Origin of the sequence: Acerihabitans sp. TG2 (genome assembly GCF_035013185.1) — a bacterium.
GTDB lineage: Bacteria > Pseudomonadota > Gammaproteobacteria > Enterobacterales > Enterobacteriaceae > Acerihabitans.
Window position 1 is genome coordinate 15,910 of sequence record NZ_JAYGJO010000009.1, and the last position, 14,073, is coordinate 29,982.

The 14,073-nt window shown below is 51.1% G+C and carries 13 protein-coding genes; 3 read left to right on the plus strand and 10 right to left on the minus strand.

Features of this window, described 5'->3' with window-relative positions; genetic code table 11:
* Positions 1-108: 108 nt before the first annotated feature.
* From argD to ppiA, 3 genes are all read right to left on the minus strand, one after another.
* Entirely contained in the window at positions 109-1,335 is a 1,227-nt protein-coding gene (gene argD, locus SJI19_RS10045) for a bifunctional acetylornithine/succinyldiaminopimelate transaminase (protein ID WP_323478122.1), read from the minus strand.
* A 145-nt stretch (positions 1,336-1,480) separates the two neighbouring features.
* The gene (locus SJI19_RS10050) at positions 1,481-2,086 is read right to left on the minus strand and encodes an aminodeoxychorismate synthase component II (RefSeq protein ID WP_323478123.1); all 606 of its coding nucleotides are present in this window, start codon (positions 2,084-2,086) and stop codon (positions 1,481-1,483) included.
* Between the two features lie 25 nt (positions 2,087-2,111).
* A complete protein-coding gene (gene ppiA / locus SJI19_RS10055) occupies positions 2,112-2,681 on the minus strand; it encodes a peptidylprolyl isomerase A (protein WP_323478124.1) in 570 nt (189 codons plus the stop codon).
* A 297-nt stretch (positions 2,682-2,978) separates the two neighbouring features.
* Here ppiA and tsgA point away from each other — a divergent pair, with 297 nt between their 5' ends.
* Complete coding sequence (gene tsgA / locus SJI19_RS10060) at positions 2,979-4,223, plus strand: MFS transporter TsgA (protein WP_323478125.1); 1,245 nt, start codon at positions 2,979-2,981, stop codon at positions 4,221-4,223.
* A 126-nt stretch (positions 4,224-4,349) separates the two neighbouring features.
* On the opposite strand, the gene SJI19_RS10065 is transcribed toward tsgA, so the two are convergent.
* Entirely contained in the window at positions 4,350-4,571 is a 222-nt protein-coding gene (locus SJI19_RS10065) for a DUF1127 domain-containing protein (RefSeq protein WP_323478126.1), read from the minus strand.
* A 175-nt stretch (positions 4,572-4,746) separates the two neighbouring features.
* Here SJI19_RS10065 and SJI19_RS10070 point away from each other — a divergent pair, with 175 nt between their 5' ends.
* Positions 4,747-6,177 (plus strand): PLP-dependent aminotransferase family protein, encoded by a 1,431-nt coding sequence (locus SJI19_RS10070; protein WP_323478127.1) that lies wholly within the window; start codon positions 4,747-4,749, stop codon positions 6,175-6,177.
* Here SJI19_RS10070 and SJI19_RS10075 read toward each other — a convergent pair.
* On the minus strand, positions 6,174-7,457 hold the full coding sequence (locus tag SJI19_RS10075) for a cytosine deaminase (RefSeq protein ID WP_323478128.1): 1,284 nt from the start codon (positions 7,455-7,457) through the stop codon (positions 6,174-6,176). The genes SJI19_RS10070 and SJI19_RS10075 overlap by 4 nt on opposite strands.
* Before the next feature lie 208 nt (positions 7,458-7,665).
* Here SJI19_RS10075 and SJI19_RS10080 point away from each other — a divergent pair, with 208 nt between their 5' ends.
* Positions 7,666-9,273: a ShET2/EspL2 family type III secretion system effector toxin gene (locus tag SJI19_RS10080; RefSeq protein ID WP_323478129.1), complete on the plus strand. Its 1,608-nt coding sequence runs from the start codon at positions 7,666-7,668 to the stop codon at positions 9,271-9,273.
* Between the two features lie 186 nt (positions 9,274-9,459).
* Here SJI19_RS10080 and trpS read toward each other — a convergent pair whose 3' ends face one another.
* The 5 genes from trpS to SJI19_RS10105 all read right to left on the minus strand — a co-directional run bounded on the left by trpS (position 9,460) and on the right by SJI19_RS10105 (position 13,972).
* On the minus strand, positions 9,460-10,467 hold the full coding sequence (gene trpS, locus SJI19_RS10085; RefSeq protein ID WP_323478130.1) for a tryptophan--tRNA ligase: 1,008 nt from the start codon (positions 10,465-10,467) through the stop codon (positions 9,460-9,462).
* Entirely contained in the window at positions 10,460-11,182 is a 723-nt protein-coding gene (locus SJI19_RS10090) for a phosphoglycolate phosphatase (protein ID WP_323478249.1), read from the minus strand. Before SJI19_RS10090 ends, trpS begins: the two co-directional genes overlap by 8 nt.
* Positions 11,172-11,888, minus strand: a complete 717-nt coding sequence (gene rpe, locus SJI19_RS10095) for a ribulose-phosphate 3-epimerase (RefSeq protein ID WP_323478131.1) — start codon at positions 11,886-11,888, stop codon at positions 11,172-11,174. The genes SJI19_RS10090 and rpe overlap by 11 nt, the downstream gene beginning before the upstream one ends.
* A 22-nt stretch (positions 11,889-11,910) precedes the next feature.
* Positions 11,911-12,750, minus strand: coding sequence for an adenine-specific DNA-methyltransferase (gene dam / locus SJI19_RS10100; RefSeq protein WP_323478132.1), 840 nt, complete (start codon positions 12,748-12,750; stop codon positions 11,911-11,913).
* Between the two features lie 82 nt (positions 12,751-12,832).
* Positions 12,833-13,972 (minus strand): SPOR domain-containing protein, encoded by a 1,140-nt coding sequence (locus SJI19_RS10105; protein WP_323478133.1) that lies wholly within the window; start codon positions 13,970-13,972, stop codon positions 12,833-12,835.
* Positions 13,973-14,073: the final 101 nt, after the last annotated feature.

Genomic DNA, 14,073 nt, shown 5'->3' on the forward strand with positions numbered 1-14,073 from the left:
GGGCGTGGTGCCTTGCGCCACGCTTTTTTTTCGTGAGCTCGTCGTTAGCGAATACGTTGTCGCGCCGGTTAAAAGAACGCCGGGAATAACGAACACCCGGCGCACCGCTTAGTCATCAGCGCCGACAACCTTGGCCACGGCTTTTTCAAAGCGCGCCATGCCCAGTTCAATATCGTCGAACCCCACCACCAGCGATGGCGCAAAACGCATCACGTCCGGACCGGCGACCAGCAGCATCACACCTTCAGCCGCACTGGCATGCAGGAATTCGCGCGCGCGCCCATGGTACTGGGGCTGTAACGCGGCGCCCAATAGCAAGCCCATACCACGGACGTCCTCAAACAGATGGTATTTTTGGTTTATCTTCTCCAGGGCGCTGATAAAGCGGTCGTGTCGTTCATTGATGCCCGCCAGCACTGCCGGCGTATTAATCACATCCAAGGCGGCTTCCGCCACCGCACAGGCCAGTGGGTTACCCCCGTAGGTGGTGCCATGGGTACCTACCGTCATCACCGAAGCAATATCTTCGGTGGTCAGCATGGCGCTGATGGGAAACCCGCCACCCAAGGCTTTTGCCGTGGTCAGGATATCGGGCAACACGCCGTAGTGCATATAGGTAAATAACTTGCCGGTGCGCCCCATGCCACACTGTACTTCATCCATGACCAACAGCGCCTGGTATTCATCGCACAGATCACGCAATCCCTGCAGGAACTCTGGTGTGGCAGGCATAATGCCCCCTTCACCCTGAATAGGTTCGACGACAATCGCGCAAGTATGATCATCCATCACGGCTTTTACCGCAGCCAAATCGTTGAACGGTACGTGGACGATATCCGCCGGTTTTGGCCCAAAACCATCGGAATATTTAGGCTGTCCGCCCACCGAGACGGTAAATAGCGTGCGGCCATGAAACGCATTATGAAACGCAATAATTTTCGTTTTGTAGGGACTGTGACGGGTGACAGCATAATGGCGAGCCAATTTGAATGCCGCTTCATTCGCCTCACCACCCGAGTTGGCAAAAAACACCCGATCAGCGAAGGTCGCATCAATCAATTTACTGGCCAGGCGCAGCGACGGTTCGTTGGTGAAAACATTGCTGGTATGCCACAGCGTCTCACCCTGTTGTTTTAGTGCTGCAACCAGTGCAGGATGGCAGTGGCCAAGTGCGGTTACCGCGATGCCGCCGGAGAAATCTACATACTCCTTGCCATCCTGATCCCATACCCGGCTGCCTTTCCCTTTTACGGGAATAAACTGTGCCGGCGCATAAACAGGCAGAATAACCCGATCGAAAGTTTCCCGTGTCACTGCGCTATCATCTTTTTTCATAAGCTTTTTACCCGGTTCGTCACAAAAGGATTAATGAAATTATAATCATAAAATATGAATAAAAAATCATTTTTCTGCAATGTTTTATTGCTGATTACCTAAAAAATTATCCGATGACGCATTGAACCTTAGCGGCAGACGTTCCTCAGTATTCCGTGGCGTCGGTCGCTAAAGCAGCGTGGTTAAGAAAGTTTTCCAGCAGTAGGTGCCCTTGCTCGCTAAGAATGCTTTCTGGATGAAACTGTACACCTTCGAGCGGCAAGGTTCGATGGCGGATCCCCATGATTTCATCCGGGTGTCCTGCTTGCTGACTCCAGGCGGTGACGTCAAGACACGCTGGCAAGCTGTCCGGGGCAACCACCAGAGAATGATAACGCGTTACCGTCAATGGACATACCAAGGTGTGAAACACCCCGCGACCATCGTGGCGGATAACCGAGGTTTTACCGTGCATGACCTGCCGGGCGCGCACAATTTTGCCACCAAAGGCCTGTGCGATGGCCTGATGTCCCAGGCAAACACCGAGAATCGGGATGACCCCGGCGAAGTGCCTGATAGCAGCCAGTGATATGCCCGCGTCGTCCGGCGTGCCGGGCCCAGGAGAGATCACCAGGCGCTCGGGCGCCATGCGTTCGATATCGGCAATGCGTAGCTGATCGTGGCGCCACACCTCAACCTGTGCGCCAAGCTCGCAAAAATATTGGTACAGGTTATAGGTAAACGAATCGTAATTATCAATGATCAGCAGCATGGGCGCGGAGCTCCAGCATATTTCGCTACGGCAGGACCACTGCCGACAGGATTTTAATGGGTTTTATCGGAACATTTTGATACGGCCCAACGTTTTTCGTTGGAACCTGCGCGATTTTATCGGCAACATCCATGCCTTTGATCACTTTACCGAATACTGCATAGCCAAAATCACGCTGGCCGTGGTCCAGAAACGCATTATCGGCAATGTTGATAAAGAACTGGCTGGTAGCACTGTCCTTTTCAGAGGTACGTGCCATAGCCACGGTGCCGCGCAGGTTGCGCAGTCCGTTATCCGCCTCGTTTTTAATCGGCGCCTGGGTGGATTTCTGCGTCAAATCTTGATTAAAGCCACCCCCCTGAATCATAAAACCGGGAATGACTCGATGAAAGATGGTGTTATTGTAAAAACCGCTGTTGACGTAAGCGACAAAATTATTCACCGCTATCGGCGCTTTCTGCTTATCCAATTCCAATTCGATGTTGCCAGCGGAAGTGTGAAGCAGCACACGCATATCCTGCTGAGCGGCAAGGACGGATGAAGAAATGGTCGCCAAGGAGAATAACAGTGCGGCGGCCAGGTTTCGTTTCAGCATGAGGTTTCCTTTTTATTACATGGGCAATAGGAAGTGCTTAGATTCTAAAGAGCGGGCGGCGCTAACGCTACCCATTTACTCTTTTTTACGTAACAGCGTCATAATGGGTATATCACCCCGACTCCCCTGGCGACCTATCCTGAATTGCAAAAAACAGCGAAATATTATCAATGAGCAAGTTAGATACCCATCGTATAAATTGTCATGATAGTATTTGACGCTAATTGAGACCCCCAACGCAACCGTTTTGCGGTCCGGCGCCACACCGGTCAGCAAATAGATGAATACAGGCCTTTTATGAATAACATCAATCGACTGAGACTAACATGGATTAGTTTTTTTTCTTATGGATTGACCGGCGCGCTGGTCATTGTTACCGGGGTAGTATTAGGCAACATCGCTGAGTATTTCAAGGTGCCGATTTCAGCCATGAGCGCCACCTTTACCTTTTTGAACTCAGGCATTTTATTGTCGATCTTCCTCAATGCCTGGCTGATGGAAATCATCGCACTTAAGAAACAGCTGATATTTGGTTTTGTATTGATGATTTTGGCCGTTTTAGGATTAATGAGCGGTCAAAACCTCACTGTGTTCTCGTTATCAATGTTCATCCTGGGGGTGGTAAGCGGTATTACCATGTCCATTGGCACCTATTTAATTACCTATCTTTATACGGGCCGGCAACGTGGGTCGCGGTTGCTCTTTACCGACTCATTTTTCAGTATGGCCGGCGCGTTGTTTCCGATTCTCGCCGGGGTATTCCTGGCGCACCATATTCCCTGGTACTGGGTTTATGCCGCTATCGGCAGCCTGTATGTCGCCATTTTTGTGTTGACGTTATTTTCAGATTTCCCGGTATTGGGCAGCAAGCAGCCCCCCCAAGAGCGTACGGCGGTGACGCCCCAAAAAGAGAAGTGGGGTATCGGCGTGCTGCTTATCTCCCTCGCCGCACTGTGTTATATCCTGGGACAGTTAGGTTTTATCTCTTGGGTACCGGAATATGCCACTAAAAATTTCGGCATGGGTATTGAGGAAGCCGGAAGCCTGGTGGGCAACTTTTGGACCGCGTATATGGTAGGGATGTGGGTTTTCAGCGCCTTGCTGCGTTTTGTGGATCTGCAGCGCGTGGTTACCATTTTAGCCGGCCTGTCGATGGTCATCATGTATCTGTTTATCGCCGCGGAGCAGGGCGAGTACCTGCATTATTATCTCTTCGGGCTGGGTTTTATCTCCAGCGCTATCTATACCACGCTTATCACCCTCGGCTCACAGCAAACCCGAGTGACCTCGCCAAAGCTGGTTAACTTTATTCTGACCTGCGGTACCGTCGGCACCATGCTGACGTTTGTCGTCACGGGCCCTATTGTGGCCCATTTCGGCGTTAAGGCTGCCTTGAGTACTTCCAACCTACTTTATCTGGCGGTATTTATCCTATGCCTGTTGCTGGGATGGGTCACCCGTCACCGCATGCATGGGCATACGGCGAGCGAACCCGCAGCGGATAAAACAATATCGACCCTGTCCCGGCCATCGGGCGATTAAACCCACACCGCCGCGTATCTTGGCGAAGGTTGCCTTATACCGGCGGCCAAGACGCGGCGTAAAACGCATTGCCTAGAGAAATACCCAATAGCACGATGTCAGCTAGGCCATAAACGCGCAATCGAGTCACCAAGGGTTATCACTGCTCATGATGTCACTGCGCGAGATCCCGATATCTTTAAGTTGATCGTCACTGAGTGCCAGCAGGATCCGCCGGTTGCTGCGCCGTAAATAACTTTTTTTCAGATGTAAGTACCATGCCTGCAACCGGTTTTTTGGCCTCAACGCCGGATCGGGGGCAAGACTCGATGTCAGTGGCGTTTGGATGTTGGTTGGGTTGTTCATCATGTTTGCTCCTCTCTCAAAGTGACCGCTTTATCATGCGATAGGCGTCACGTGCCGTACAGATTCAGAAACACGGTTTTTTCACCATACAAAGCGTGATTTAACCTGCTGTCATGCTATTATTCGCCTCAATCTGTATTGCTACTTTCATAATAAATAGTATCTGTATGAGGTTTCCATGACGCGCTACGATAATTTGGCCGGCATCATCGGCGAACGCATAGAACAAGGCTTATATACCGGTGGGCAGAGATTGCCGTCAGTGCGGGCACTGAGTCTGGAGCATGAGGTGAGCATCAGTACGGTACAGCAAGCCTATCGGGTGCTGGAGGATCGACGGCTGGTCGAAGCGCGGCCAAAATCAGGCTATTTTGTCAGCCAAAAACATGAACTGGCTGCGTTGCCAGCTATGTGCCGACCGGCCCAGCGGCCGGTGGAGATATCCCAGTGGGGTTTGGTGCTCAAGCTACTGCGTTCAGACCCGTCGGATGGGATGGTGCATTTGGGACCGGGAATGCCGGATATTTCATCCCCGACACTCAAGCCGTTGATGAAGTGGCTCAGTCGTACGGCCCTGCATCCGGATTTACGCGGTATGAACTACGGCGATATTTCCGGCGCGCGCGTGTTACGCGAGCAAATAGCCCGCCTGATGGTCGACAGCGGCAGTCTATTGTCAGCCGATGATATTTTGATCACTACCGGGTGCCATGAGGCACTGTCCATTGCGCTGCATGCCTTGTGTCAACCGGGGGATATCGTGGCGGTAGATTCACCCAGTTTTCACGGGGTGACTCAGGCTATGAAAGCTTTTAGTATTAAGGCGTTGGAGATACCCACCGACCCGGTGACCGGCATCAGCCTGGACGCGTTGGCGCTGGCGCTGGAACAGTGGCCGATTAAGGCGATTCAAGTCACACCAAATTGTAATAATCCGCTGGGTTATATTATGCCCGACTCGCATAAACAGGCATTGTTGTCCTTGGCGCAGCGCTACGACACGCCCATTATCGAAGATGATGTCTATGGCGACTTGGCCTATCACTACCCACGGCCGCATACTATCAAATCCTTTGATGAGGATGGCCGCGTGCTGTTGTGCAGTTCGTTTTCCAAAACACTGGCCCCAGGGCTGCGGGTCGGTTGGATGGTGCCCGGGCGTTATATGGAAAAAGCCATTCATATGAAATATATCAACACTGGCGCTACCGCGCTGCAGCCGCAGCTCGCGGTGGCCGAGTTCGTCCGGGGTGGGTATTATCTCAAGCACCTACGACGGATGCGTGCCCGTTACCAGCTTAACTGCGAGATCATGACCGACTGGATTAAAACCTACTTTCCGCTGGAAACCCGGGTCAGCCGACCACAGGGTGGCTTTTTGATCTGGATCGAACTGCCGGAGCATTTCGACTCACTGCGGCTGAGTCGGCAGTTGGAGAACCTATTGATACAAATTGCCGTCGGGCCGGTATTTTCCGCGTCCGGTAAATACCGCCACTGCCTGCGACTGAGTTTCGCCGCCAAGCTCACCGACAAGATGGAAGCCGCAGTGAAGACTATCGGCGAGACCATCAAACAGCAGTTACGCGAGCATCCTGGCGAGGGTTAATGGCGAAAATCGACGTTTTCCGGCTGATCCAAAAACAGCGTTGCTTGCGCCGGTTGGGTCTCGGCGATCACCCGGCCATGGCGAATCACATACCGTGGCGGGGTCTGTCTCCTTACGGCATCAAAGCCATTTTCCGCCGGTAGGATCAGCAAATTGGCGTGGTTCCCCACGGCAATGCCATAGTCGATCAGATGCATGGTTTTGGCCCCGTTGGTGGTAATCAGGTTCAGACCTTGGTTGATTTGCTCGTAGCCCATCAGCTGGCACACATGCAGCCCCATGTGCAGCACCTGTAACATATTGCCGGTGCCTAAGGGGTACCAAGGGTCGAAGACGTCGTCATGGCCAAAACAGACATTGATACCCGCCGCCATCAGCTCTTTGACTCGCGTCACTCCACGCCGTTTCGGATAATCATCAAAGCGGCCCTGTAGGTGGATATTGACCAGGGGATTAGCCACAAAATTGATGCCGGAAAGCTGCAACAAGCGGAACAGACGGGCAGTGTAAGCGCCGTTATACGAGTGCATGGCGGTGGTATGGCTGGCGGTCACCCGCGCGCCCATGCCTTCGCGGTGGGCCAGTGCAGCGACGGTTTCCACAAACCGTGATTGCTCATCATCAATTTCATCGCAGTGCACATCCACCAGCCGTTGGTACTTCACTGCCAGGGCAAATGCCTTATGCAGGGATTCCACACCGTACTCACGGGTAAACTCAAAATGCGGTATCGCGCCCACCACATCGGCGCCCAAGCGCAATGCTTCCTCTAGCAGGGCTTCACCGTCGGGATAGGACAAAATACCTTCCTGGGGGAACGCGACCAGTTGTAAATCGACCCATGGCGCCACCTCGCTGCGAACTTCCAACATGGCCTTAAGCGCCGTCAGGGTGGGATCGGAAACGTCCACATGACTGCGCACATGCTGGATACCGTTGGCGATCTGCCACTTGAGCATGCGCCAGGCCCGTTGTTTTACATCGGTATGGGTCAACAACGCCTTACGTTCCGACCAGCGCTCAATGCCTTCAAACAAGGTGCCGGATTGATTCCATGTGGGGTCGCCGGCGGTTTGAGTGGTGTCCAGATGGATATGGGGCTCAACAAAAGGTGGGATCGCCAACCCGCCCTGTGCGTCCAGCACGTCGGGGGAACATTGGCCGGTAGCCCGTGCCGGACGAATCGACCCGATACGGTGTTTATCAAGCTCGATGTCCCATAATCCTTCACGCTGCGCCAGTCGGGCATTGGTCACAATATTCAACGGATGTTTCGGCACGTTTTACCTCGTTTGCGTCAGATGCGTCAGATGCGTTCATTCTTCAACCAAGCTTAGCGCAATAGGCCACTAATGTCCGTTGATTTAACAGCCGTTTATTCGATGGAGAATAGGATTCGTATCCCGGAAATGAAAATCATATTGCGATAGTCTGCAAAGACAAAATATCAGGTATAGCGATTTTTTTGATTTATTTGGATAATAAGCATTGGAACAGTTTAAAATTTACACGCCTCAAAACTACCGTCCAGTAGACTATATTGAAGATAAAAAAACAGTTTTTGATAAAAAAGAACCGTATATATCATTGAAATATGGTAACAACGTTGACAATAACAATTGTGAGTTTTATTTTAAAGACGATGAAGATGAATTGATTACATGCCGCCACTTTGCAACCGATTACATTCTCAATGCATTGAACGAGAATAAAGATTTTTTGGGCCATTATGCGAGTGAACAATCCATTCAATTTCATATGACCGCTGATCTTGAAACGATTTATGACAGAATAATCGATAACACTAAAAAAATCTACGCCATTGACAATAATGATTTTGGGCTTTGCTTAAGCGATATATTTACCTCAATGAAAAATAGGGGCCGTCATCTCCAGGCATTACTTATTAGGTCGCCAGATCATGCCATGGCAGCACGTCTTTTAATCAAACAAAGGGATACAGATCTTTTCGATTATGTGGTGAATTTCTATGACCCTAACCACACCAGCAGCCAAATACGCGTTTGTTTAAACACATTGTCAGACGTTGAACATCTCAGACTCGATCAATTTATCTATACAGACTGCTATAATGATTATTATCCAAAAGAACCATCTGAACTGTCATGCATCTTTGTGATTGATGATAAAACAGTAAATGATAAACCACAACGATCACATACCTCTAGACGCAGGTTGACTCAGCTCAGCAGAACCGCGCCATTGTTGCCATGTGCGAACTTGTTAAGCTATCTTAGCGAACTTAATCTGGTATCAGATTTAAAAATCTTCGTCAATGATGTAACGGCCATGTTGGAGAACGCAACTTCTCCAACATTGACAATAAAACCTCGGGAATTATATAAACTGTTTTATTTCAACAGACCCGATTGTTTTCCTCGATCATTGCTGATGAAAGTGGGCCATTACTGCAATAGCGACACGATAAATCATATAACCGAGCTGTTGGGGAAACTGCCAAACGATAAAATTATCGAACTGGCATCCACACAAGAAGTAAAAGGGTATAATGCCCTTATGGTGGCCTGCATGGCAGGTAACATTAACTTGATAAATGCAATTGCTTATTTGGCCATAAAAAAACAATTCACCAAAAATGACATAACGACCTTACTGTCAAAAAAATCATATGATGGCCAAACAGTGTTATCTTTAGCCTGTAAATATGGTCACGCTGACGCCATTACCGCTCTCACCCCGTTAATCAGACAACTTTCGCCTAATGTATTATTCGATCTGATAGCGTCAAACCATGATCTTGATATACCCTTTATTTTTTATGCCATTGAATATCATCACGTCGTTGCAGCAAACACAAACCTGCGTTTGTTGAACTTATTATCACCACAACAATATTTTCAGTTATTCGATTTTGAAAAAGAAGAGATAATAATGCTGCTCAATTTTATTAGAAACCATGGCGATGCCGATACCCTGTTGGTTTTACAAGAGATTGAGCAACTGCAGCGCAATGCATGCGAAACGCCACCATTAATTAACCCGCACCACGCTGAGCCACAGGAAAATACCATAAGCCGGAAAATAAATAACTTTGCGTCTTTGGTGGCAGCCTAAATCGGTCAGACTCAACGAGAAAAAGGTTAGTTTATTAAGCCCGAGCGATGCACTGCGGTTTGTGTGGTGTATGGCGGTACCTTCTTGGCAGGGGATCTTGACGGGGGAGCAAGCTTACCGGCGACGGTGTATCGCCGGTTTTCAGTAGACCCAGGCATGCAGATTTAACACAATCTTGCTCTGGGTTTATTTGGCGCGACCGACAAATCCTACCGCGTCATAGACCTTATCCAAGGTGATACGCGCACGTGCACTGGCTTTGGCTGCGCCCTCACCCATGATTTGGTTGAGCAATTGCTCGTTGGCCCGATAGTGGTTAAACCGTTCCTGCAGCTCAATGAGCATGCTGGAAACCGCGTCTGCCACTGCGCCTTTCAGATGCCCATACATTTTGCCGGTAAACGCCAACTCCAGCTCAGGGATCGGTGTGCCAGTGACGCCAGAGAGAATATCCAGCAGATTGGACACGCCAGGTTTGGCCTGCGGATCGTAACGTACCACCGGCGGTTCTTCTGAGTCGGTCAACGCACGTTTGAGCTTTTTCACCACTGATTTTGGATCTTCAAGCAGCGTGATGACATTGTTGCGATTATCATCGGATTTTGACATCTTTTTCGTCGGATCCAGCAGCGACATGATCCGTGCGCCGGATTTAGGAATAAAGGGCTCAGGTAGGGTAAAAATATCGCCATACAGCGCATTAAAACGTTGGGCAATATCACGGCTTAGCTCCAGATGCTGTTTCTGATCTTCACCCACTGGCACCTGGTTGGTCTGGTATAACAGAATATCGGCCGCCATCAGCACCGGGTAATCAAATAACCCGGCGTTGATATTTTCCGCATAGCGGGCAGACTTGTCCTTGAACTGTGTCATGCGGCTCAGTTCGCCAAAATAGGTGTAACAGTTCAATAACCAGCCCAGTTGGGTGTGTTCCGGCACATGGGACTGGACAAAAATGGTGCTTTTATTCGGATCGATGCCGCAGGCCAGATAGAGCGCCAACAGATCCAGGGTGGCATTGCGCAGTTTTACTGCGTCCTGGCGGGCGGTGATGGCATGCAGGTTGACAATGCAATATATGCAATCGTAATCGTCTTGCATCGTTACCCACTGACGCAGCGCACCCATATAATTGCCGATAGTCAATTCGCCTGACGGCTGCGCGCCGCTAAATACGATGGGCTTACTCATTTCTTTTTTCCTGATTATCTAAGGACAACCCAAGAATGGGCAGAAGGTCGGCAAAACGATCCAGAAGGTAATCCGGATGGCTGGTAGCGATCGCTTCACCGTAGTTGTAGCCATAAGTCATGCCGACGCAGGGACAACCGGCCGCTTTGGCGGCCAGGATATCATTGCGGGAATCGCCGACAAACAGCAATTCGTCCACATGTAGACCCAGTTTGCCGAGCACCAGGTAGATGGGCGCCGGGTGGGGTTTTTTCGCTGCCACGTCATCACCGCCGATGATAAGCGAAAAGTAGCGATCGATGTTTAACGACACTAGCAACGGCGCGACAAAGGGCGTGGGTTTGTTGGTCACCACCGCCATGGGCCACCCCTGATCCGCTAGACGGGCCAGGGTCTCGCTGACCTGGGGAAATAACCGACTGCCTTGTTCGACAGTCTGCGCGTAATACTGGTCAAACAATTGTCGAGTTTGCTGGCAGAGCACAGCATCAGGACGGGCGCCGGCCCAGATTAGCGCACGTTCCACCAGTTTATCGGCACCGTTGCCAATCCAGGTCGATATCAGCGGCTGACCCGCCAGGGGAAGACCCTGCGCCTGCAGGGCTTGATCCAGGGCGCTGCTGAGACCGGGAGCGGTGTCGGTAAGTGTACCGTCAAGGTCGAAGGCCAGGCCGCGGATTTGAGTTAGGCTGCGGGGGGCTGTTTTATCGCTCATGGCTGTTATTTCGCTCATGGCTGTTATTTTGCTCAGGGCTGTGAAGGCTTATCTCGCGACGCATGGCGGTGATAATCTGCTGATAATCAGGTTGGCCGAAGATGGCCGAACCGGCGACAAACATATCGGCGCCGGCCGCGGCGATCGCGCCGATATTATCGACTTTTACACCACCATCCACTTCCAGTCGGATATCCCGGCCGCTGTCATCAATCAATCGCCTAACCTGACGCAGTTTATCCAGCGTCCCAGGGATAAACGACTGACCACCAAAGCCGGGGTTGACCGACATGAGCAGGATAATATCCAGCTGATCCATAACGTAATCGAGAAAACTCAGCGGGGTAGCCGGGTTAAATACCAGTCCGGCCTTGCAACCATGATCTTTGATCAATTGCAGGGAACGATGAACGTGTTCGGTGCTTTCTGGATGAAAAGTAATATAACTGGCGCCGGCGGCAGCAAAGTCGGGAATGATGCGATCGACCGGTTTGACCATCAAATGCACGTCGATTGGCGCAGTGATGCCATACTGGCGCAAGGCTTTGAGTACCATGGGTCCCATAGTGAGGTTGGGGACGTAATGGTTATCCATGACATCAAAATGCACCACATCACCACCGGCAGCCAGCACCCGGGCGGTATCTTCGCCTAGGCGGGCAAAATCCGCCGACAGGATGGATGGGGCGATTACATATTTTTTCATCCGCGTCTCCAATCATTAATGGTCAGTCAATGGCGTTTTGCTGCTCGTCATAGTGGTACAATGCCAGCAGTTCGTCCACTTTGCTGCGACCCAGGATATTGCTGCTTATAGTGCGGCGTCCTTGCACCACATGGATCACCGCATCACAATACCACTCGCGAGTCATCACCGTATCGTGGTTTGAGATTAACACCGGTACCTGCGCTTCACTGGCTAATCGGTAGGCCATCAGCGCCAGATTTTTTTGCTCCAGATTATTGAAGCCATTGGTGTGGTAAGACATAAAATTGGCCGTGGTGGATAACGGCACATACGGCGGATCGCAATACACTACCGATCCCACCTCGGCTTTCTCCAGCGTTTGCTGGTAATGCTCACAGACAAAAATAGCTTTTTGCGCTTTTTCGGCAAACAAATGCAGCTCATTTTCCGGAAAATAGGGTTTTTTGTAGCGACCAAACGGGACATTAAACTCGCCGCTCAGGTTGTAACGGCACAAGCCGTTGTAACAATGGCGATTGAGATAAAGAAACAATATCGCACGCCGATACGCGTCAGTGCAGAGGTTAAATTCGCTACGGAGCGGGTAATACGCCTCCGAGGTATTGGCCTGGTCATCAAACAGCAGGCGCGCGTCGCCGATAAACTCGGTGGTGCGCTCCTTGACGATGTTATACAGATTGATCAGGTCGCTATTGATATCAGCAAGAATATACTTTTCGTAATCAGTATTAAGAAATACCGACCCCGCGCCGACAAAGGGTTCAATTAGGCAATCCCCCGCCGGTAAATGCCGGCGGATATCTTCTATTAGCGGATACTTGCCGCCAGCCCATTTCAAAAACGCGCGGTTCTTCTTCATGCCGTCAATTGTTACTCATACACTCTTAAGAGCCGCGGATTGTACTCTGTTTAGCACCAGACAGCAGCGCTAAATTCATGAACTACTTAGTCTGATCTTTTTTGACCTGCCCAATATCCCTGGCCCAGGGTTTTTTCGCCTGAATATCCGCAGGTAATTGCGCCACCGCGCTTTTCGCCTGGGCAGCCGAAGGATAAACACCGCTGACCAGAACATACCAGGGTTTACCGTCACGCCGTGTCTCGTACACCCAGTACTGGCTCAACTGTTGTTTTTTAGCGTAGGCGTTAAGCGTGCCCGGCTGCGAGGCGCTGCTGATCTGTACCGTGTAAAAGCTCGACGGCGCATTCTGAATTGAACCGCTGGTCGCAGGCATATGCTGGGCCGCAGCAGCGGCGGGATGACTCGGCGGTATGATCATGGTGTGCCGGGTTGGCGTAGCCGGTTTTGCGGCTACCGAGCTATGCGACGCCGCCTTGTCGTTATGAGACGGCTCTGTGGTATGCGGTGCTTTCTCAGCAGATTTGTGCGTTTTATGGGGGGTAGATTTGGCAGCCGGTTTATGTCCGGGCTCTTTCGCTGTCGGCACAACCGTGGCAGGGGCGGTGGGCAGCGTCGAGGTAGCCTGATCGCTGTTCATCTGCTGAGTCATACCATTTACCCGATCACCTTGCTGCGACAACGCATCAGCCATGTTACCTGGCAACTCTATACGATGCTGTCCATCAGGCACCGCCACGGGCGGCGCCTGGGTGGGCGTGGAGGCCACCGGCGGTATGCTGAGTGTCTGGGGCTGCATGCCGTTAACACCATTGACAGTCCCCGGCGTGACGCCGTTGGTGGTTGCGGGCGTTACGCCGTTGGTGGTTGCGGGCGTTACGCCGTTGATGTTACCCGTGCTGGCAGGGTTGTTCACCTCAGAATTAGCGGCATTCTGCCCTGGTTTAAGATCGTTATTCGCTGAAGCGCCATCTACACCGGACAGATCAATATTCTTTTGCGCCACGTTGGGGTTTTGCTGGTTGGCATCAGTCTGGGTGGGCGCCTTTAGCGCCGAACCAATGGCTATCACCAAGAGCAACAATACGAGAATACCAACGCCAATCATCACATGCTGTTTGGACATGGCCACCTTGGGAACTGAAGGACCTTTCCGTTGACGTGGTGGGCGGCGATCGCTGCTATCAGGTCTCAGTTCGTCTTCCGACTTGAACTCATCCATCTAAAACTCTCCAACCGAGAGATAATTCCATGCATCCAAAGACGCAGGAAGGGTTAATGCGGTTAAATCAATTACATCCCCGAGGCCCCGATAACGGGACA

Bases quoted from the DNA above. Each gene is read 5' to 3' on its own strand.
- tsgA (WP_323478125.1), top strand. From the start codon at position 2,979: ATGAATAACATCAATCGACTGAGACTAACATGGATTAGTTTTTTTTCT.
- ppiA (WP_323478124.1), bottom strand. From the start codon at position 2,681: ATGCTGAAACGAAACCTGGCCGCCGCACTGTTATTCTCCTTGGCGACC.
- SJI19_RS10105 (WP_323478133.1), bottom strand. From the start codon at position 13,972: ATGGATGAGTTCAAGTCGGAAGACGAACTGAGACCTGATAGCAGCGAT.
- SJI19_RS10070 (WP_323478127.1), top strand. From the start codon at position 4,747: ATGACGCGCTACGATAATTTGGCCGGCATCATCGGCGAACGCATAGAA.
- dam (WP_323478132.1), bottom strand. From the start codon at position 12,750: ATGAAGAAGAACCGCGCGTTTTTGAAATGGGCTGGCGGCAAGTATCCG.
- trpS (WP_323478130.1), bottom strand. From the start codon at position 10,467: ATGAGTAAGCCCATCGTATTTAGCGGCGCGCAGCCGTCAGGCGAATTG.
- argD (WP_323478122.1), bottom strand. From the start codon at position 1,335: ATGAAAAAAGATGATAGCGCAGTGACACGGGAAACTTTCGATCGGGTT.
- SJI19_RS10050 (WP_323478123.1), bottom strand. From the start codon at position 2,086: ATGCTGCTGATCATTGATAATTACGATTCGTTTACCTATAACCTGTAC.
- SJI19_RS10090 (WP_323478249.1), bottom strand. From the start codon at position 11,182: ATGAGCGATAAAACAGCCCCCCGCAGCCTAACTCAAATCCGCGGCCTG.
- SJI19_RS10065 (WP_323478126.1), bottom strand. From the start codon at position 4,571: ATGATGAACAACCCAACCAACATCCAAACGCCACTGACATCGAGTCTT.
- rpe (WP_323478131.1), bottom strand. From the start codon at position 11,888: ATGAAAAAATATGTAATCGCCCCATCCATCCTGTCGGCGGATTTTGCC.